This is a genomic window from Thiocystis minor (assembly GCF_016653465.1).
In the GTDB taxonomy this organism is placed as follows: Bacteria; Pseudomonadota; Gammaproteobacteria; order Chromatiales; family Chromatiaceae; genus Chromatium; species Chromatium minus.
On the sequence record NZ_NHSQ01000159.1, the window covers coordinates 1 to 19,609 of the forward strand.

General features: G+C 62.0%; 22 protein-coding genes. 15 read left to right on the top strand and 7 right to left on the bottom strand.

What is annotated here, in order from left to right:
* Together CCR95_RS25600 and CCR95_RS21600 are read left to right on the top strand one after the other, a co-directional pair.
* Positions 1-84 (top strand): IS4 family transposase (locus CCR95_RS25600; RefSeq protein WP_242523135.1); only part of this gene is annotated, 84 nt, incomplete at its 5' end.
* A 54-nt stretch (positions 85-138) separates the two neighbouring features.
* Complete coding sequence (locus tag CCR95_RS21600) at positions 139-1,326, top strand: hypothetical protein (RefSeq protein WP_201098481.1); 1,188 nt, start codon at positions 139-141, stop codon at positions 1,324-1,326.
* Here CCR95_RS21600 and CCR95_RS21605 read toward each other — a convergent pair.
* Complete coding sequence (locus CCR95_RS21605; RefSeq protein WP_201098355.1) at positions 1,301-1,807, bottom strand: hypothetical protein; 507 nt, start codon at positions 1,805-1,807, stop codon at positions 1,301-1,303. The genes CCR95_RS21600 and CCR95_RS21605 overlap by 26 nt on opposite strands.
* Before the next feature lie 89 nt (positions 1,808-1,896).
* On the opposite strand from CCR95_RS21605, the gene CCR95_RS21610 reads away from it, so the two are divergent.
* From CCR95_RS21610 to CCR95_RS21640, 7 genes are all read left to right on the top strand, one after another.
* On the top strand, positions 1,897-4,707 hold the full coding sequence (locus tag CCR95_RS21610) for a monovalent cation/H+ antiporter subunit A (protein ID WP_201098357.1): 2,811 nt from the start codon (positions 1,897-1,899) through the stop codon (positions 4,705-4,707).
* Entirely contained in the window at positions 4,708-5,061 is a 354-nt protein-coding gene (locus tag CCR95_RS21615) for a Na+/H+ antiporter subunit C (protein WP_201098359.1), read from the top strand.
* Positions 5,058-6,575: a monovalent cation/H+ antiporter subunit D gene (locus tag CCR95_RS21620; RefSeq protein ID WP_201098361.1), complete on the top strand. Its 1,518-nt coding sequence runs from the start codon at positions 5,058-5,060 to the stop codon at positions 6,573-6,575. Before CCR95_RS21615 ends, CCR95_RS21620 begins: the two co-directional genes overlap by 4 nt.
* Complete coding sequence (locus CCR95_RS21625) at positions 6,572-7,066, top strand: Na+/H+ antiporter subunit E (protein WP_201098363.1); 495 nt, start codon at positions 6,572-6,574, stop codon at positions 7,064-7,066. Before CCR95_RS21620 ends, CCR95_RS21625 begins: the two co-directional genes overlap by 4 nt.
* Positions 7,060-7,329: a K+/H+ antiporter subunit F gene (locus CCR95_RS21630; protein ID WP_201098365.1), complete on the top strand. Its 270-nt coding sequence runs from the start codon at positions 7,060-7,062 to the stop codon at positions 7,327-7,329. Before CCR95_RS21625 ends, CCR95_RS21630 begins: the two co-directional genes overlap by 7 nt.
* An 8-nt stretch (positions 7,330-7,337) precedes the next feature.
* Positions 7,338-7,682, top strand: coding sequence for a Na+/H+ antiporter subunit G (locus tag CCR95_RS21635; protein ID WP_201098366.1), 345 nt, complete (start codon positions 7,338-7,340; stop codon positions 7,680-7,682).
* A 122-nt stretch (positions 7,683-7,804) separates the two neighbouring features.
* On the top strand, positions 7,805-8,713 hold the full coding sequence (locus tag CCR95_RS21640; protein WP_201098368.1) for a DUF6268 family outer membrane beta-barrel protein: 909 nt from the start codon (positions 7,805-7,807) through the stop codon (positions 8,711-8,713).
* A gap of 274 nt (positions 8,714-8,987) precedes the next feature.
* On the opposite strand, the gene moaE is transcribed toward CCR95_RS21640, so the two are convergent.
* From moaE to glgB, 5 genes are all read right to left on the bottom strand, one after another.
* Positions 8,988-9,437 (bottom strand): molybdopterin synthase catalytic subunit MoaE, encoded by a 450-nt coding sequence (gene moaE, locus CCR95_RS21645; protein WP_201098370.1) that lies wholly within the window; start codon positions 9,435-9,437, stop codon positions 8,988-8,990.
* A gap of 57 nt (positions 9,438-9,494) precedes the next feature.
* The gene (locus CCR95_RS21650; protein ID WP_201098372.1) at positions 9,495-10,067 is read right to left on the bottom strand and encodes an NnrU family protein; all 573 of its coding nucleotides are present in this window, start codon (positions 10,065-10,067) and stop codon (positions 9,495-9,497) included.
* A gap of 198 nt (positions 10,068-10,265) precedes the next feature.
* Positions 10,266-10,742 (bottom strand): YaiI/YqxD family protein, encoded by a 477-nt coding sequence (locus CCR95_RS21655; protein ID WP_201098374.1) that lies wholly within the window; start codon positions 10,740-10,742, stop codon positions 10,266-10,268.
* Positions 10,655-11,080: a DUF2288 domain-containing protein gene (locus CCR95_RS21660; RefSeq protein ID WP_201098376.1), complete on the bottom strand. Its 426-nt coding sequence runs from the start codon at positions 11,078-11,080 to the stop codon at positions 10,655-10,657. The genes CCR95_RS21655 and CCR95_RS21660 overlap by 88 nt, the downstream gene beginning before the upstream one ends.
* A complete protein-coding gene (glgB, locus tag CCR95_RS21665; protein WP_201098378.1) occupies positions 11,067-13,349 on the bottom strand; it encodes a 1,4-alpha-glucan branching protein GlgB in 2,283 nt (760 codons plus the stop codon). The genes CCR95_RS21660 and glgB overlap by 14 nt, the downstream gene beginning before the upstream one ends.
* 127 nt (positions 13,350-13,476) lie before the next feature.
* Here glgB and glgC point away from each other — a divergent pair, with 127 nt between their 5' ends.
* The 6 genes from glgC (at position 13,477) to CCR95_RS21695 (ending at position 18,210) form a co-directional block, all read left to right on the top strand.
* Positions 13,477-14,748, top strand: a complete 1,272-nt coding sequence (gene glgC, locus CCR95_RS21670) for a glucose-1-phosphate adenylyltransferase (protein ID WP_201098380.1) — start codon at positions 13,477-13,479, stop codon at positions 14,746-14,748.
* 1 nt (position 14,749) lies between these two features.
* The gene (gene thiS / locus CCR95_RS21675; RefSeq protein ID WP_201098383.1) at positions 14,750-14,950 is read left to right on the top strand and encodes a sulfur carrier protein ThiS; all 201 of its coding nucleotides are present in this window, start codon (positions 14,750-14,752) and stop codon (positions 14,948-14,950) included.
* Between the two features lie 58 nt (positions 14,951-15,008).
* Positions 15,009-15,806: a thiazole synthase gene (locus CCR95_RS21680; protein ID WP_201098385.1), complete on the top strand. Its 798-nt coding sequence runs from the start codon at positions 15,009-15,011 to the stop codon at positions 15,804-15,806.
* A 249-nt stretch (positions 15,807-16,055) separates the two neighbouring features.
* Entirely contained in the window at positions 16,056-16,766 is a 711-nt protein-coding gene (gene trmB, locus CCR95_RS21685) for a tRNA (guanosine(46)-N7)-methyltransferase TrmB (protein WP_201098389.1), read from the top strand.
* A complete protein-coding gene (locus CCR95_RS21690) occupies positions 16,766-17,404 on the top strand; it encodes an ABC transporter ATP-binding protein (RefSeq protein ID WP_201098391.1) in 639 nt (212 codons plus the stop codon). The genes trmB and CCR95_RS21690 overlap by 1 nt, the downstream gene beginning before the upstream one ends.
* The gene (locus CCR95_RS21695; RefSeq protein WP_201098393.1) at positions 17,401-18,210 is read left to right on the top strand and encodes an ABC transporter permease; all 810 of its coding nucleotides are present in this window, start codon (positions 17,401-17,403) and stop codon (positions 18,208-18,210) included. The genes CCR95_RS21690 and CCR95_RS21695 overlap by 4 nt, the downstream gene beginning before the upstream one ends.
* Positions 18,211-18,265: 55 nt before the next feature.
* On the opposite strand, the gene hemE is transcribed toward CCR95_RS21695, so the two are convergent.
* Positions 18,266-19,330 (bottom strand): uroporphyrinogen decarboxylase, encoded by a 1,065-nt coding sequence (gene hemE / locus CCR95_RS21700; RefSeq protein WP_201098394.1) that lies wholly within the window; start codon positions 19,328-19,330, stop codon positions 18,266-18,268.
* Between the last annotated feature and the right edge of the window lie 279 nt (positions 19,331-19,609).

Sequence of the window (19,609 nt, forward strand, 5' to 3'; positions counted from 1 at the left end):
CGCAAGGGCGATGGCGAGCCCGGTTTGAAGACGATCTGGCTGGGCATGCAGCGCATCATGGACTTCGCCGCCGGGATCAAATAGGCCAGGGAGATGCCGGACACGGAAAGTTGTGTGTAATGGGATGCCTTCAGGCCCATTCCGCTGGAGATCCCGGAGGGCATGAAGCCCAATGAATTTTTCAACAGTACGGAGAATCTCAACGATCTGGTGAACCGCAACGGACTGCTGGTCAATCAGGAAGACCTGCTGCTCTATCGCAAGGCACTGGGGCATTCGCTCGCGTTCGACGGCTCCATTCTCTATAACACCTCCAAGCGCATCCTCAATCCACTGGGGCGCCCGGTGCGTCGCACCCAGGTGCCCGAACCGGTCAAGCGGGTCTGGGATCGGATGAACCAGATCCTCATCGGCTACATGATCGAGCAATACCCGGATCCGAACGAGGCTTTGGTGCTGGCGGGCGAGGCCAGCCTGGACGCCACATGGCCTCTGACCTCGCCGGGGGTGCCCAGCATCCGCATGCTGCACAACCATTTCATCGTCTTCCCGATGGCCGACCTGCGCGCGGCGCCACTCGCGCGGCGGGAGAATCCCAACCTCACCGATGGCGGCCAACACAGCCTGTTTCAGGCGCACATGCGCGAGGTCTATCAGCGCTTCTTCGACGAGGCGCTGGATTTGCGCATTCTGCGCGCGGCGGATGCCCCGGAATCTCGGCTGGCACTCACCGGCTATCCCGAAGGGCTGCCCTGCTGGGAAATCGTCGGCGGGGTGGAGGCATTGAAGGAGGTGCGGTTCTGGCGCGAGTACGACGCCATCCTTGAAGGCTTCCTGGATTTTTACCGGACTTTCTTTTCGCAGGTCTCCACCCGCAACGCCCCGATCCTGCCAGATGTCCGCTTTCGGCAACCGGTGGAGGAAGTACTGCTGTTCAACCGCGATTTCATGGCCACCGCCAAGAAGGTGCGCGACCGCTGCATCCGCGAACCGGCCTATGCCAATTCGATCCGCTGGGAGCCGGCCTTCAAGCAAATCATTTTCCGGAACGAGACCGGCCGACTGCTGGTAACCATCAGCCAGAATTCCATCGGCAACGCTATCACCGAGCTGCTCGGCGTGGTGGTGAAGCGGGTACCGGACGCCATCGGGTATGGACTCGCGGAGCCCGCGCTAATCGAGCGGCTGCTGGAGGTGCGTCAGCGTCTGATCGACGCCGATCTGGGCGACGGGATCGGCACCGAGCATTGGACCGCTCCGCTGGTTGGGCAAGCCGGCAATCCGGATACCGGCTCCGACGTTACTGCCCCACCATCTGCCCCATGATGGCCTGAATCGTCGGGTGCGCCATCAGTCGCTGGATGCGCGCATCCCCGCGCAGCCGCTCCAGGTCGCCGGACATGATCAGGCGCGTTAACTCGGGGTCCGATAGAACGGCCTGGATCTCGGGATCATTCTGAAGCGCCGAGACCTGCCCCATCAGTCCTGGATTGCTCGCCAGTTGTTGTTGGATGGCGGCAATCTCCGTCCCGTATCCGGGAATTCCGGACGCTGGCGGTTGAGGCATCGACGCCGAACCGCCAGGCTGAATCGAGCGGATTTCCGATTCGGGAACCAGAATTTCACCCAGGGCCGCGGATCGGATCCGATAACGCCCTCCTTCGATCGCGACCAGTTCGCCGGAAAGGACGCTGCCGTCGGCGAGTTCGATGCGGCTCGTCTCGGCCGCGACCTGGCCGCTTCCGGCAAGCAGGACACTCAAGATCGACCCCTGGAGGAGTCGGCGGATCAGCGTTACGGAAAACATCGTCACCCCCTGCAAAAGATCATTCCGAGGGATCGATGGTATCCTCACAGTTGCCATCAGAAACAGCTCCGTGTCACGGAAATTCGCGCATGAACCTGTTCTTCGTCATCCTCATCCCCTTCGTAGGGGCCGGCCTGACGGGCTGGATGTCCCGCTTCGGGCGGACGCCATCGGCCTGGACCGCGGGATGCGTGACCCTGCTTGCCCTGCTCGGCCTGCTACCGTCCGCCGCCGCGCCATTCCTCGGCGAGACCCTCGTGCAGCGCTGGCCGTGGATACCGGACATCGGCCTGGATCTGGCCTTGCGTCTGGACGGACTCGGTCTTCTGTTCGCCCTGATGATCCTCGGGATCGGTCTGCTGATCATCCTCTACGCCCGTTATTACCTGTCCGAGCGCGACAGTCTGGGCCTGTTTTATGCTTATCTGCTGCTCTTCATGGGCTCCATGCTCGGCATCGTGCTGTCGGAAAATCTGATTCTGCTGCTGATGTTCTGGGAGTTGACCAGTCTCACGTCCTTTCTGCTGATCGGCTTCTGGCGCGAGCGCGAGGACGCCCGCAAGGGCGCGCGCATGGCGCTCACCATCACCGGTCTGGGCGGACTGGCGCTGCTCGGCGGTTTCCTGCTGCTGGGCGAGATGGCGGGCAGTTACGATCTGTCGACGATCCTGGCGTCCGGCGACCGGGTCCGCGCCCATCCGCTCTACACCCCGATGCTGGTCCTGATCCTGCTCGGCGCCTTCACCAAATCGGCGCAATTCCCTTTCCATTTCTGGCTGCCGCACGCGATGGCCGCACCCACGCCGGTGTCCGCCTATCTGCATTCGGCCACCATGGTCAAGGCCGGGGTCTTTCTGCTGGCGCGCCTGTTTCCGGTGTTGTCGGGCACCCCCGAATGGTCCTGGCTGGTCGGCGGCGCGGGGCTCGCGACTCTGCTGGTGGGCGCCTGGTTCGCGCTCTACAAGCATGATCTCAAGGGGCTACTGGCCTATTCCACCATCAGTCATCTGGGACTGATCACGCTCCTGTTCGGGATCGGTACGCCCCTGGCGGCGGTCGCCGGGGTCTTTCACATCATCAATCATGCGACCTTCAAGGCGTCGCTCTTCATGGCGGCCGGGATCATCGATCACGAGTGCGGCACCCGTGACATGCGCCGCGTCAACGGTCTATGGAAATTCATGCCCTATACCGCCACCCTGGCGATGGTGGCGGCGGCCGCGATGGCGGGCGTGCCGCTCTTTAACGGGTTTTTATCCAAGGAGATGTTCTTCGCCGAAACGGCGACCTTTTACACCGAACATGACTGGGGCTGGCTGCTGCCGCTGTTCGTGGTGATCGCCGGCATGCTGGCGGTCGCCTACTCGCTGCGCTTCATCCACGATGTCTTTTTCAATGGCGATCCGATCGATCTGCCGCGCACGCCCCACGAGCCGCCGTTCTGGATGAAGGCTCCGGTGGGGGTGCTGGTGGCGCTCTGCCTGCTGGTGGGCATTCTGCCCATGCTCACGGTGGAGCCGATCCTCACGGTGGCGGTGGCGAGCGTGCTGCAAACGTCTTCGCCGGTCCATAGTCTCGCCATCTGGCACGGCGTCAATCTGCCCTTCCTGATGAGCATTGCCGCGCTCATCGGCGGTCTGCTGATCTATGCGGCCAGACGCCCGCTGTTTGCCCTGGCCGCACAGTTGGAGGGGCGGCTGGATGCACAGGCGATGTATCGCTGGACGCTCGGTCGGGTCATCGCTTTCGCCGCTTGGATCACCCGACATCTGGAGACCGGATCGCTGCAACGCATGCTCCTGCTGTTCGTCCTGTCCGTCCTGACCCTGAGCGCGGCGGGGTTCGTCGGCAGCGGCTCGCCGCTGACCGGCATCCGCGCGACGCTCCCGGTCGATATCCTCGGCGTGCTCGTCACGGCGGGGATACTGTCCGCGGCCATCGGCACCCTGGCGCTGCATCGCCGCCGGTTGACGGCCCTGATCGTCATGGGCGCGCTGGGTCTGCTGATCGCGCTGATCTTCGTTCAATTTTCCGCGCCGGATCTGGCTCTGACCCAACTAACGGTTGAGGTCGTGACCATTGTCCTGCTGTTGCTGGCGCTCTATTTTCTGCCGCAGCGCAGTCCGGTCGAATCCAGCCGAGCGACACGCATCCGCGATCTGGGCGTCGCGGCACTGGCCGGTGCCGGAACCGCGGCGCTGACCTGGGCGATGCTGACGCGCCCCTTCGCGAGCATCTCCGACTACTTTCTAGCCAATAGCCTGCCGGGCGGCGGCGGCACCAATGTGGTCAACGTGATCCTAGTCGATTTTCGCGGCTTCGACACCCTGGGGGAGATCACCGTGCTGGCGCTGGCCGGTCTTGGGATCTATGCCATGCTCCACGATCTGCGTCTGCAAGGCCCCACCCAGGATGCCGACGGGCGACCCTGGAACTGGGACATGCATCCCAGCATCATGGCGGCACTGACGCGGCTCCTGCTGCCGCTCGTACTGCTGGTGTCGGTGTTCATCCTGCTGCGCGGTCACAACCTGCCGGGCGGCGGCTTTATCGCCGGACTCATCGCCGCCGTCGGCCTGATCATGCAATATCTAACCAATGGCGTGGAATGGACCCACCGCCGACTCTCCGACAACCTGCATCCGGTCATCGGCGCGGGTCTGCTAATTGCCCTGATCACCGGCCTGGCAAGCCTGGTGCTGGGTTATCCCTTCCTGACATCGACCTTCACCCATGTCCATTGGCCCATCGTCGGCGATTTCGAGCTAGCCTCGGCGATGGCCTTCGACCTGGGCGTCTATCTGGTGGTAGTGGGCGCAACCCTGCTGATTCTGATCCATCTGGGTCTGATGCATCGGGCCAGCCATCCCACGTCTTCCAACCCAATGGAGTCACGCTGAATGGAGGCTTTGCTTGCCTTGATCGTCGGTGTCCTGACTGCCTGCGGGGTCTATCTGATCCTGCGCGGACGCACCTTTCCGCTGGTGCTGGGGCTCACGCTCCTCTCCTATGCCGTGAACCTCTTTCTCTTCGCCACCGGACGGCTCGCCATCGGTCTGCCGCCGATCATCGACCGGAACCTCGCGGAAACGATCGGCGGTTACACCGACCCGCTGCCCCAGGCGCTGGTTCTCACGGCCATCGTCATTGGTTTCGCGATGACCGCCTTTCTCATCATGCTGGCGCTCAAGGCGCGCGCCGAGTTGGGGAACGATCATGTCGACGGTCGGCCGGACCCTGGAGACCGCGCGTGAATCCTCTGGTCATTGCCCCCGTGCTCCTGCCGCTACTGGCGGGGACACTGCTTCTGCTACTGCGCGGCACGCTCTCGCTCCGGGTTCGGCGCGGACTGAATCTGACGCTGGTCACCATGCAGATCCTGCTTGCGGCCATCCTGCTCATGACTGTCGGCGAAGCTGACATTCTGGTCCATACGCTCGGCAACTGGCCGGCCCCTTATGGCATCGTGCTGGTGGCGGACCGGCTGGCGGCCTGGATGCTGCTGGTGACCGCCATCCTCGCCTGGTTTGCCCTGCTGTTCGCCGTGCGCGGCACCGATGCGGGCAGCCGGCACTTTCATCCGCTGTTTCAGTTGCAGTTGTTCGGTCTCAACGGCGCTTTTCTGACCGGCGATCTGTTCAATCTCTTCGTCTTTTTCGAGATTCTGCTGCTCGCCTCCTACGGGCTGTTGCTGCATGGCGGCGGTGCCCGACGCACCCGCGCGGGGCTGCATTTCGTCGCCCTGAATCTGGCCGGATCGACCCTCTTCCTGTTCGCGGCGGGGACGTTCTATGGCACGCTGGGGACGCTGAACATGGCCGATCTGGCGGTGAAGGTCGCCACCACCCCGCCCGAAAATCTGGGTCTGGTCCGTGCGGCCGGATTGCTGCTGTTTGGCGTCTTCGCCCTCAAGGCCGCGCTCATTCCGCTGCATCTCTGGCTGCCCGCGGCCTATGCGTCCACCTCCGCGCCGGTGGCGGCGCTCTTCGCCATCATGACCAAGGTCGGGGCCTATTGTCTGTTGCGGGTCGGGACGCTGATCTTTGGCGAGGACGCAGGACCAGTGGCGAATCTCTATACCGACTGGCTGCTGCCGCTGGCGCTGATTACCTTGATCGTCGGCGCGCTGGGGGCGCTCTCGGCCACCGAACTGCGCCGACAGATCGCCTATCTGGTGGTGGTGTCGGTGGGGCTTCTGCTTACCGCCTTCGGACTCGGCACGTCGGCGGCGATCGGCGCCGGACTCTATTATCTCGCCCACGCCACCTTTGCCGCGGCGGCGCTCTTTCTGTTGGCCGACATCATTGCCGGCGGGCGGGGCACGTCGCTGGATCGACTGACGCCCGGCCCTGCCATCCCGCGCGCCGGACTCGTCGGCGGACTCTTCTTCGTCGCCGCTCTACTGGTCGCGGGACTGCCGCCGCTGTCCGGTTTCCTCGGCAAATTCCTGGTGCTCAAGGCCGCGCTCGCCGATCCCGCCTGGCCCTGGGCGATGGTTCTGGTGCTGACCTCGGGACTGCTGGGCATGATCGCCCTGACCCGTTCGGGGAGCCTGTTGTTCCTGCGCGCCGACGGAAGATCCGGGGCGACGCCGGCGAGTGCCGGCGATTTGGCGCCAGTTGTCGGTTTGCTTGCACTCTGTCTAGCCTTGACGATCTGGGCCGGTCCCATCCTCGGCTTCGTGCAATCGGCGGCCGACCAGTTGCTGAGACCACAGATTTACATCCAGGCCGTGCTCGGCTCCACGATCCAGACGGAACACCGATGAAACTCCGGCTTTTCCCGCATCCCGTCCTGACCCCGCTCCTCGCCTTGATCTGGCTGCTTCTGGCCAACAGCCTGGCGCCCGGACAGATTCTGCTCGGCCTGCTGTTGGGCTGGGCGATTCCCATCTTCACCCTGCGCTTCTGGCCGGAACGCATCCGCATCCATCGACCGCTGACCCTGCTCCGTTTTCTGCTCCTGGTGCTCTATGACATCCTGGTCGCCAATCTCAACGTCGCCTTTCTTATCCTGCGCGGACCGCGCCGGCTGACCCCGGCCTTCGTGACGGTCTCGCTCGATCTGCGCTCGGAGCTTGGAATCAGTCTGTTCGCCAACACCATCTCGCTGACCCCCGGCACCGTCTCGTCCTGGCTGAGTCCGGATCGGCGCACTCTGGTGGTGCATGGTCTGCATGTCCGCAATCCGGACGCCCTCGCGGCAACCCTAAAGCGCCGTTACGAGGCGCCACTGCTCCAGGTCTTCGAGCCATGCTGAATCTCGCCGTCATGATCGCCCTGGGGCTGGTCTCCGCCGCCTTCGCGTTGACCCTCTGGCGTCTGCTGCGCGGACCGGATCAGCCGGACCGCATCCTCGCGCTCGACACGCTCTATGTGAATGCCATCGCCCTGCTGGTTCTACTCGGTATCCATCTCGATTCCTCGCTTTATTTCGAGGCGGCGCTCCTGATCGCCATGATGGGCTTCGTCGGAACGGTCGCGCTCTGCAAATATCTGTTGCGCGGCGACATCATCGAATAGGTCAAGCCATGCTGGAAATCCTGCTGTCCGCGCTCATCCTGATCGGCGCCCTCTTCACCTTCATCGGCTCGCTGGGACTGGCGCGTCTGGGCGATTTTTATACCAGGTTGCATGGCCCGACCAAGGCCACCACGCTGGGCGTGGGCAGTCTGCTGATCGCCTCCATGCTCTATTTCAGCGCCCAAGGGAAGGGCGTGAGTTTTCACGAAATTCTGGTTACATTGTTTCTCTTCATCACCGCCCCGGTGAGCGCCCATCTGCTGTCCAAGGCCGCGCTGCATCTGCGGGTGAAGTCGCTGGCGAACGTGCCCCCACGGATTGACGAGACCGATTCAGATCCGGACAGTCGCTAGCTCGATGTCTTTATTCACCGCAATGGCGAGTGCCAATGGCCCAGTCTCATTCGCGCCGACACAGGGTCTCCCGTGTCGCCATTTGCATTTGCCTCCCGTCCACACGTCATGGAATGCCAAGAATGACCAAGCTTGTTTTCGTTCGCGGCGCACACGCGCTTGCCGCAGTGATGTTAGCTGGAAGCACGGCCGTCTTCGCAGAGTCATCTCCGACGAATATCAGCGCCTCACTCACCCTGCTACAGCATGTCGAGAGCGATCTTGACGCTGGCGGAGAGGCCGGTTTCACGGGGGTTTTCGCCACCGTCGGAGGGCTCTGGACACGCGGTCCGCGTTCGTCGCTCGGCTTGCGACTGAAAATCGACTTCGAGGACTGGAATTTTGACCATGTCGGCGGCTTCGGCGGCGCCACGCCTTGGGGCGATCTCTACCGGGTCGGCCTCTCGGTTCCCTACGGCTATGTGACCGAGGGCGGTTGGCGCCTGGGCTTGACGCCCACCGTCGAGTATTCGGGAGAAGCGGACGCGCGTCTTTCCGATGCGTTGGAGTACGGGGCCACCGTGACGGCGGCACGCCGCATCCGTTCCGATCTGACGCTGGGGTTTGGTGTCGGCGTCTACGCGCGCATCGAGGAGACCAGCCTCTTTCCCTTCCTGATGGTCGATTGGCGGATCACCGATCGCCTGCGCCTCACGAATCCATTGGTTGCCGGCCCGACCGGTCCGGCTGGACTGGAACTCTCCTATGCGCTGAATTCTGGCTGGGAGGTCGGCATGGGCGCCGCTTATCGCTCCTATCGCCATCGGCTCGACCGGGATGGCCCCTTCCCTGGCGGCGTCGGGGAGAATCGCTACATTCCCGTCTTTGTGCGCGTCGGCCGAGAGTTTTCCGAGACCTTGAAAATCAACCTCTATGCCGGGGCGGCGATGGACTCGATGCTGCGGGTCGAGGACGCGAACGGCAACCGGCTGTATGAAGAGGATCAGGATCCGGCGGCCATGCTGGGCCTGTCGCTGAGCGGTCGCTTTTGAACCCTGTTAAACCGCGTCCAGCGCGATATGCGTAATTTTCAGTTTGTGTTTGGCTCTGGATATTTCACCAGCCTCACGAGAGACGCGGTTTAAAATTTTATATTTTTTAATATCTTAAACCGCGTCCGCTCCAACTATCCTAGATGCGGCCAAGGTTAATCCAATCCAAAAACATCGCATACCGCACTGGACGCGGTTTAATCCTGTCTATTTGCCTTGGGTATGGGTATGAGTTTTCCCGGAAATCGCCTGAATCCCCACACGGCTGGATGTGTCACCAACGCCGGGCGGCGGCGTCATCCGATTCCCTTGACTCGACCCAGCGTTCGCCCTGCTCGGTCTGCTCCTTTTTCCAGAAGGGCGCTCGGGTCTTCAGAAAATCGATCAGGAATTCACAGGCGCGGAAGGCATCGCCACGATGATGGCTGGCAACACCGACAAAGACAATGGGATCCAACGGCTCCAGCTTCCCGACCCGGTGAACAATGGTCATGCCCTCCAGCTTCCAACGCGCGTTAGCCTCCTCGGCGATCTTGGCTAGCGCCTTCTCGGTCATGCCGGGGTAATGTTCCAGGGTCATGCGGGACACCGCCACCCCCTCGTGGAGATCGCGCATCAGCCCGACGAAGGTGACGAGCGCGCCCACGCGCGGATTGTCGCGCCACAACGCATCCTGTTCGGCGGCGATATCGAAGGGTTCGGTCTGGATCCGGATGCGCGGCATCAGAACGCTCCAGGGGCACGTCTTCCCGATTCCTCTGACGCCGCTCGAACTGCGTCGTCAACCAATGGGTGCAACCCCCATCAGCGCGCGGTGCAGCCAGAACAGGAAGAGCAGATAGACACCCAGTCCGCCGACGATGGCGATGGCGTCGTTGGTCTGACTCGGCGGCGCGCCGGGAACCGGCGGACCCGCCCGACGCTTGAGCGAAATCCGATCCGCCACGGCCCAGGCCAGGAAGGCGCCGAACAGGAGCAGATCCGCGAGAGTGCCGTTGGCCAACAGGTGACCAAAGGCCCAGATTTTGACCGCAAGCAACATGGGATGTTTGGCGGCGGTCTGGATGCGCCCCGGCAGATAGGCCGCGAACAGCAAGGGAAAGATCGGCAGCATCAGCAGCAGATTGAGGTGTCTCATCCAGCCCGGCGGCTCATAGAGGACGATGGCCGACTGGCGCGCCTCTCCATAACCCGAGACGATCAGGAGAAATCCCGCCAGCGAGAGCACGCTGTAAACAGCCTGCCAGGGGATGACGCCAAAGCGTTCGACGACAGTGGTCCGCAACCCCGGCTTGACGATGGAGACCGAGTGAACCCCCAGAAACAGAATCAGACCTAGAATCAGTACTGCCATGCGTCAACTGCTCCGATTGAGTTTAGGTGTGTTTATCCTGAAAAGAGCTGTCAGCTTCCAGCTCTTGGAAATCATCAAATTCGCCATTGGGCAAGACTTGCCTTAGTTCACCCATTGGGTGAACGCCTCAATCAGCGAAAACCTCGACAAACCAACGGCTGGAGGCTGGTCGCTGGCGGCTGACTGCTCTTTCTAGGTTTATCGCTTCCAGGATTCCGCCGCCGGATGACACCCCTGCCTCGCAAGAAAGCCATCCAAGGCATTCGCGAATGCCTGCCGGTCGCGCGCGTCCAGTGTCGCGGGACCGCCGGTGTCCACGCCAGTCGCGCGTAAGGTGTCCATGAAGTCGCGCAGGTTCAGGCGTTCGCGGATATTGTCCTTGGTATAGATCTCGCCACGGGGATTCAAGGCATGGGCCTCCTTGGCGATGACCTCGGCGGCCAGCGGGATGTCGGCGGTAATCACCAGGTCACCCGGTTCCAGACGTTTGACGATCTCGTTGTCGGCGACATCGAATCCCTGCGCGACCTGGATCGCGCGGATGAGTCGCGATGGCGGCAGATTCATGGGCTGATTGGCGACCAGGGTTACTCGGACGCCAACCCGTTCGGCGGCGCGAAACAGAATGTCCTTGATGACCCTTGGGCAGGCGTCGGCGTCGACCCAGATGTGCATGCGGCCTCCTGAACCAGTACCCAGGGTTTGACGACCACCGCCCAGAGACTGGCGTCGGTCTCGAACCAATCTCGGGCCTGTCGATCCGGAACCGGGACGATGCCCCCGCGCGCCATCTCGGCGTCAATGGTCGGGGCGTCATCGCGTGCGATCAAGAGGGCGGTTTCGATGAGGTCGAGACCGTCCCGGACCCAGATCACCTTGCCTTGCGCGAAAAAGCGTTGCAAATCCCGCCAGGGAATCCGCGCCGTCTCCTGATTGAGTGTGCGGCGCGCATCGCCTGCGGGGTCGATCACTGCGGTTGCAGAACCGATTCGACGGTCCTCAATCGGCCTCATCGGTCCGATCCGCGGGAAGCTCGGCAGCGGTCGATGCGACAAGGCTGTCCTCTTCGACGGACTCGGACACGGCGCGCGCTGGCTCATGGACCATGATCAATCCGCCAAGGGGCGGGAGCGCGATCGGGATCGAATAGGGACGCCCCATCCAGCTCACGGGTTCCGCTTCCACGCCACCCTGATTGCCGACATTGCTGCCGCCATAGACCTCGGCGTCCGAATTCATGGCCTCCCGATAAAAACCGGGCTCGGGTACGCCGATCCGGTAGTTGTTGCGCGGCACCGGCGTGAAATTGAACGCGGCGGCAACGAGATCCCGGCCGGATTTGCTCTTGCGGATATAACTCAGCACCGACTGCGAGCTGTCGTGACAGTCGATCCATTCAAACCCCGAGGCGTCGAAATCGATTTCGTGCAGCGCGGGCAATTCGCGGTGCAGACGATTCAGATCGGAGACCAGCGTTTTCAGACCCAGATGCTGGGGACGTTTAAGCAACTCCCAGTCCAGCGACGCGGAAAAATCCCACTCGGTTCCCTGTCCGAATTCGCAGCCCTGGAACAGGAGTTTCTTGCCGGGGTAACTAAACATGAAGGTGTAGAGCAGACGCAGACTGGCGAATTTCTGCCAGCCGTCACCGGGCATCTTGTCCAGCATGGATTTTTTGCCGTGCACTACCTCATCGTGCGAGAAGGGCAGCACGAAGTTCTCGGTGAAGGCGTACAGCAGGCCGAAGGTCAGCAGGTCATGATGGAAATGACGGTAGATCGGATCCTTCTGCATATAGGACAGGGTGTCGTGCATCCAGCCCATGTTCCATTTCATGCTGAATCCGAGACCGCCGAGATAGGTCGGGCGCGAGACCGCCGGCCAGGCGGTGGATTCCTCGGCGATCATCAGGGTGCCGGGATGCTGTTCGTGGGTCACGGTATTGAGCTGGCGGACAAAGTCCACGGCTTCGAGATTCTCGTTGCCGCCGTATTTGTTCGGGATCCATTCGCCAGCGTTGCGCGAGTAGTCCAGATAGAGCATGGAGGCAACGGCATCGACGCGCAGCCCGTCAAGATGGAATTCATCGAGCCAGTAAAGCGCGCTGGAGAGTAGGAAGTTCTTCACCTCGTTGCGTCCGAAGTTGAAGATCAGGGTGCCCCAATCCTTGTGCTCGCCCATGCGCGGATCGGCGTGCTCATAGAGCGCCGTACCATCGAAACGCGCCAGCGCGTAGGCATCCTTGGGAAAATGGGCCGGCACCCAATCGAGCAGCACGCCAATGCCTTGTTGATGGAGATAATCGACGAAAAAGCGGAAATCGTCCGGCGTGCCGAAACGCGCGCTGGGCGCGAAATAGCCGGTGCACTGATAGCCCCAAGAGGCGTCGAGCGGATGCTCGGTGATCGGCATCAGCTCGATATGGGTGAAGCCCAACTCGGTGACGTAATCGCCAAGTTGTTTGGCCAGGATTCGGTAATTGAGGAAATTGCCATCGGCATCCCGCATCCAGGAACCGAGATGGACCTCATAGACCGAGAATGCCTGATGCTGCCAATCGGATTCCGCGCGCGCCTTCAGCCACGGGGCATCGGACCACTTGAAGCGACTTTCGGGGCAAATCAGGCCGGCGGTCTGCGGCCGTTCCTGGAAAGCCTGGGCATAGGGGTCGATCTTGATGTGGATATTGGTGTCGCGATCGCGGATCTCGTATTTATAGAAACCGCCAGTCTCTAAACCGGGAATGAATAGTTCCCAGATGCCGCTGCCGCCGCGCACGCGCATGGAATGCACGCGACCGTCCCATTGGTTAAAATCGCCAACGACGCTCACCCGCTCCGCATTCGGCGCCCACACCGCGAACTGAACCCCGGAGATTCCTTCGACCTCGCGCGGATGCGAACCCAAAAAACGATAGGCATGCCAATGGCGCCCCTCGCCAAACAGATGGATGTCGAAATCCTCAAGCTGGAGCGGAAAACAGTAGGGGTCATGGGCGCTGTACGTGGTCCCGGCCGCATCCTGCCACGCGATGCGATAACGCTCGGGAACCTTCGCGGCCGCGCCTTCCCAGATAAAGAAATCGGAGCCTTCGATCCGGTTGAGCGCCTCGCCCGCTTCCACCAGAATCGCGCTTTCGGCCATGGGCAGAAACGCGCGGACCACCGCCTGCTGTTCGTTGACGTGACGGCCCAACACCTCGAAAGGGTCGTAATGGCGCGCCTCGACGATACGCAGCAGGGGTTCCGGGAGCTTTGATGCGGAGCCTTTTGCGGATGCCATGTCGTTCGTGTTCCTCTGCTGTTTCTGAGCCGGCCCCGATCCCAAGATCCAGGGGTTGCAAGTAATCTTAATGGTATCATAGGGTGATCGTTCAAATGCTGACTCGTCCTTGACGACAGGAGAAAAGATGCCCCACTCCAATCCCAGGTTCATTAGTCGCCTGACCCGTGACACGCTGGCGCTTATCCTGGCCGGCGGGCGGGGTTCCCGGCTGAAGCACCTGACCGCCTGGCGCGCCAAACCCGCCGTTCCCTTTGGCGGAAAGTTCCGCATCATCGATTTTCCGCTGTCCAACTGCATCAATTCGGGCATCCGCCGGATCGGCGTGCTGACCCAGTACAAGGCGCATTCGCTCATCCTGCATATCCAGAAAGGCTGGGGATTTCTGCGCGGCGAGTTTGGTGAGTTCGTGGAACTGTGGCCGGCCCAACAGCGGGTCGCGGAGACCGCCTGGTATGCCGGAACCGCGGACGCCGTGTTCCAGAATCTGGACATCATCCGCGATCACAATCCCGAATACATCCTGATCCTGGCCGGCGACCACATCTATAAGATGGATTATGGCGCCATGATCGCCTACCACGTCGAAAGCGGCGCGGATATGACGGTTGGCTGTCTCGAAGTCGAGGCCGATCGGGCGAGCGAGTTTGGCGTTATGTCCGCGGATGAGAGCAACCGGGTCCGGAGCTTTGCGGAAAAGCCGGCCAAACCCGAGACCATTCCCGGCAAACCGGGGCAATGCCTGGCGTCCATGGGCATCTATGTCTTCAATCGCGCCTTCCTGTTCGAGCAACTCATCAAGGACGCCGACACGCCCGGCTCAAGCCACGATTTTGGCAAGGACATCATTCCTACCGTCATCAAACTCTATCGGGTGATGGCCTATACCTTCCGCGATCCGATTAGCGGCGAGCAGGCCTATTGGCGCGACGTCGGCACGCTCGATGCCTTCTGGGAGGCCAATCTGGAGTTGATCGGCGTTACCCCGCCGCTGAATCTCTATGACAAAAACTGGCCAATCTGGACCTATCAGGAGCAGTTGCCGCCCGCCAAGTTCGTGTTCGACGACGAGGCGCGCCGCGGCATGGCTGTCGATTCCATGGTCTCTGGAGGCTGCGTCATCTCCGGTTCCACGGTGCGTCACTCACTCTTATTTTCCAACGTGCGGGTGAACTCCTATGCCTATGTGGCGGATTCAGTGGTGCTGCCCGACGTGACGATCGGGCGCAACTGCACCGTCCGGAACGCCATCCTCGACCGCTACTGTCATCTTGAGGAAGGAACGGTGATCGGTCTGGATCCCGAGGCCGATCGAAAGGCCGGATTCCTGGTCAGCGAGGGCGGCGTGACGCTGGTCACCCCGGAAATGCTCGGTCAAGACGCCAATCACGTTCGCTAAGATGAAGATCGTTCTGAATGGATCTCCCCAGGAGATTGCCGACGGAACTCTGGTGTCCGAGCTTGTCGAAGCCTTGGCCCTTGGCGGCCAGCGTTTCGCCGTCGAGATCAATGCCGAGCTGATTCCGCGCAGCCGTTTCGCCGAGCATCGTCTCAACCACGACGACAAGGTCGAGATCATCCAGGCCGTTGGCGGCGGATGACACCAGGCGTCAAGCCTCTCTCCTACTCAACCTTTAGCAAGCACCCTTCAACAGCCTCATGTCTAACGTGACTCAGAACAGCGACCCACTCATCATCGCCGGCAAGGAATACCGCTCGCGCCTTCTGGTCGGTACCGGCAAATACAAGGATATCGACGAAACCGCCAGCGCCATCGCGGCCAGCGGCGCCGAAATCGTCACCGTCGCGGTACGCCGCACCAACATGGGCCAGAACCCCGGCGAGCCGAATATCCTGGATGTCCTGACGCCCGACCGCTACACCATCCTGCCCAACACCGCCGGTTGCTACGACGCCGAGACCGCCATTCGCACCTGCCGGCTGGCGCGTGAACTGCTCGACGGTCACAACCTGGTCAAGCTGGAAGTGCTGGGCGACGAAAAAACCCTCTTCCCGGACGTGATCGCGACCCTCAAGGCCGCCGAGGTTCTCGTCAAGGACGGCTTCGATGTCATGGTCTATACCAACGACGACCCCATCGTCGCGCGCGAACTCGAAGCCATCGGCTGTCTCGTCATCATGCCGCTCGCCGCACCCATCGGCTCGGGCCTCGGCATCCGCAATCCGCTCAACATCCGCACCATCGTCGAGAACGCCAAGGTGCCAGTGCTGGTCGATGCCGGCGTCGGCACCGCCTCGGATGCGGCCGTGGCCATGGAACTCGGTTGCGACGGCGTGCTCATGAACACCGCCATCGCCGCCGCCAAACATCCGGTGCTGATGGCCAGCGCCATGCGTAAGGCCATCGAAGCCGGGCGCGAGGCCTTCCTTGCCGGGCGCATGCCCGCCAAGCGCTTTGCCTCGGCTTCCTCGCCAATCGAAGGGCTGTTTTTCTAAGGTGATTTCCTGAAAACAATCGGCCCACGGAGATGTCGTCAATGGACAGGATGAACAGGATTTCGCAGGATAAACAGGATTTCGTAAAGCTGTTCTTGAATCCTGTCAACCTTGAAAAATCTTGTAAATCCTGTCCATTTGAAGCGTTGACTCTGATTAGAAACATGCCCGGAAACCGCCTGCGGCCATGACCGACCGCCATCCGGCCGTCAGCGCCACACCCTCCGATCGCCTCGTCGAGACCCGCCCGTGAACCCGTCAACCGATTCGTCCACCCACTCCTGGCATCGCGCTATCCGCAGTTTCGTGCTGCGCGAGGGTCGCCTGACCCTCGCCCAGGAACGCGCCTTCCGCGAACTCTGGCCGCGCTTCGGCCTGGACTGGAGTCCCGGCGACTCGCTCGACTTCGTGGCGATTTTTGGCAACGACCGGCCGGTGGTGCTGGAGATCGGCTTTGGCAACGGCGATTCGCTGGCCGAGATGGCGGAGCAGGATCCCGCGCGCAACTGGCTCGGGATCGAGGTCCATCGCCCCGGCGTGGGTCATCTGCTGCTGGAGATCGAGCGGCGCGCGCTCACGAATCTGCGGATCGTCCGGCATGACGCCGTCGAGGTGCTCGCGCGCGGCATCCCGCCCGCCAGTCTCGACGCCGTGCAGTTGTTCTTTCCCGATCCCTGGCCCAAACGGCGTCATCACAAGCGACGCATCCTGAGTCCTGATCTTGTGGCCCTGCTGGCGCGGACAATCCGTCCGGGCGGGATCTTCCACGCCGCGACCGATTGGGAACCCTATGCCGAACAGATGCTGGAAACCCTGGACGCGGCCGCCGACCAGTTCGAGAACACCGCCGGCCAGGGCCAATTCGCGCCCCGTCCCGTCTTGCGTCCACTGACCCGGTTCGAGCTGCGCGGCGAGCGGCTCGGCCATCGGGTTCGCGATCTACTGTTTCGGCGTCGCTGATGGCCGGATTGCGACTCGACGCCATCGGTCATCGCCTGCTGGCCCCAGTGGATCTCACACTGGCGGCCGGTGAGCTGGTCTTCCTATCCGGTCCCTCCGGTTCCGGCAAAAGCCTCTTGCTGCGTGCGGTCGCGGATCTGGATCCCAACACTGGCGAGGTCTGGCTGGGCGACGCGGCGCGTTCCTCGATGGCCCCGCCACACTGGCGCCGCCGGGTTGGTCTGTTGCCGGCGGAATCCTTCTGGTGGGCCGAGTCGGTCGGCGAGCATTTCCCCGTGGCAAAGACGGCCACCGCATCCGCGACAGCGGCGATTCTCGGCTGGCTCGATCAACTCGGATTCGGCGCGGATGTCCTGAACTGGTCGATCGCTCGGCTCTCGACCGGCGAGCGTCAACGACTCTCGCTCATTCGGCTCCTGACTCAGCAGCCCGAAGCGCTGCTGCTCGACGAAGCAACCGCCAATCTTGACCCTCTGGGACGCGATCGCGTCGAAACCCTGATCGACACCTATCGTCGCAACGCGCGGGCCGCCGTGCTCTGGGTCAGTCACGATCCGGAACAACGCCGACGGCTCGCCGCGACCAGCGGTGGACGTTGCTTCGTCATTCGCGACGGTCATCTGGAGCCAGAGTCATGACCCTGATCCATCTGACGCCCTGGGATCTGACGCTGGCCTCGGTCCTGGTGCTCCTGCTGGCGGCCATGTCCTGGCGGCTGCGCCTGGGAGTCGAGCGCCGGGTGTTGATCGCGGCGACACGCAGCGCGGTCCAACTCATGCTCGTGGGCTTCGTGCTCAAATTTCTGTTCGCGCAAACCAGCCTGCCGCTGATCGCGCTCATGATGCTGGTCATGCTATCGGCGGCCGGGTTCGAGGTGATGCAGCGCCAGAAACGACGCTATCGCGGTCTCTGGGGCTACGGCATCGGCACCTTTTCCATGTTTCTCTCCTCCTTCACCGTGACCCTCTTGGCGCTCACGGTCATCATCGGCGTCGAGCCCTGGTATCAGCCGCAGTACCTAATTCCACTGCTCGGAATGCTGCTCGGGAACGCCATGAGCGGGGTCGCCATCGCGCTCGACAACCTGACCCGTCAGGCCTGGGAGTCGCGCGGCAAGATCGAGGCGCGACTGCTGGCGGGCGGAACCTGGGAAGAATCCATCGAGGACATTCGCCGCGAGTCGCTGCGCGCTGGGCTGATTCCCATCGTCAACGCCATGGGCACAGCCGGTCTGGTGAGCCTGCCGGGCATGATGACCGGGCAGATCCTCGCCGGCAGCCCGCCCCTGGAAGCCGCGAAATATCAGTTGCTCATCATGTTCCTGATCTCGGCTGGCACCGGCCTGGGCTCGGTGGCCGCCGTCTGGCTGGGTTCCAGACGGCTGTTCGACGACCGCCAAAGACTGCGGCTGGACCGGCTGGCCGAGGCGGACGGGCGGCGCTGACGCGCGCAAACGCCATCCTTGCGCACGTTACGCAGAAATATCGCCGGACTTTGATTCAGGCGTGATACGCAAGGCTCAATTCATGCACCGCGGCAACCATGGCGCCGGCGTGTTCCGGATTGACGTCCGGCGTAATTCCGTGGCCAAGGTTGAAGACATGCCCTGGACCCTGGCCATAGCTGGCCAGCACCCGCGCGACTTCCTCGCGAATCCGCTCCGGGGAAGCGTAGAGGGCGCAGGGATCGAGATTGCCCTGGAGCGCGACCCGATCCCCGACCAGACGACGGGCATCCGCCAGATCCGTGGTCCAATCCACCCCGAGCGCGTCGCAGCCGGTGTTGGCCATCTCGCCCAGCCACTGTCCGCCATTCTTGGTAAAGAGGATGACGGGAACCCTCCGACCCTCGGCCTCGCGGGTCAGACCTGCAATCACTCGCTGCATATAGGCGAGCGAAAAGTCACGATAATTCGCCGGTGCCAACGCGCCGCCCCAGGTATCGAAGATCATTGTCGCCTGCGCCCCGCGGGCAATCTGCGCATTCAGATAGACCGTCACCGCATCCGCGGTCTTGGCCAGCAAACGATGCAGCAGATCCGGGCGATCAAACATCATCCCCTTGATCTGCGAAAAAGTCTTCGCGCCACCGCCTTCGACCATATAGGTGGCCAAAGTCCAGGGACTGCCCGAAAAACCGATCAGCGGCACGCGCCCCTGAAGTTCGCGCCGGATCGTGGAGACCGCATCCATGACGTATTTCAGCTCGTCTTCCGGATCCGGTATCCCGATCCGATCGACATCGGCCTCGGATCGGACCGGACGCTCGAAATGCGGTCCCTCGCCCTCCGAGAAATAGAGTCCCAGACCCATGGCGTCGGGCACCGTGAGAATGTCCGAGAACAGGATGGCAGCATCCAACGGAAAGCGTTCCAGCGGTTGCAGAGTCACCTCACAGGCCAGTTCCGGATTCTTGCAAAGATCCATGAAGCTGCCGGCCTTCGCGCGGGTCGCACGGTACTCGGGCAGGTAGCGGCCTGCCTGGCGCATCATCCACACCGGAGTGTAATCAACAGGTTCGCGCAGCAGTGCGCGCAGGAAGGTGTCATTGGTCAGTGATGTCATGAAGCGTGCCCGAGCAGTGTTTTAGGTTGAATGTCTCGCATGATTCGGCTGGGCATTCTACTACGGGATGAGCTTCGCGGGATCTCTCCATCCGTAAGCCTGCATCGAACAAAATGTGTTTTTTATGTGCCATCCTACGAAAAACACTCAATTTAATTATATAAGTTATTGATAAATAAAATTAAAATAGAAGCTGTTGAAATCTAACAGAGGAACTTGTGGATAATCCGCGAAAAAATCTCCAGGTCAATATTAGACACCTGTTATCCACAGCTTCAA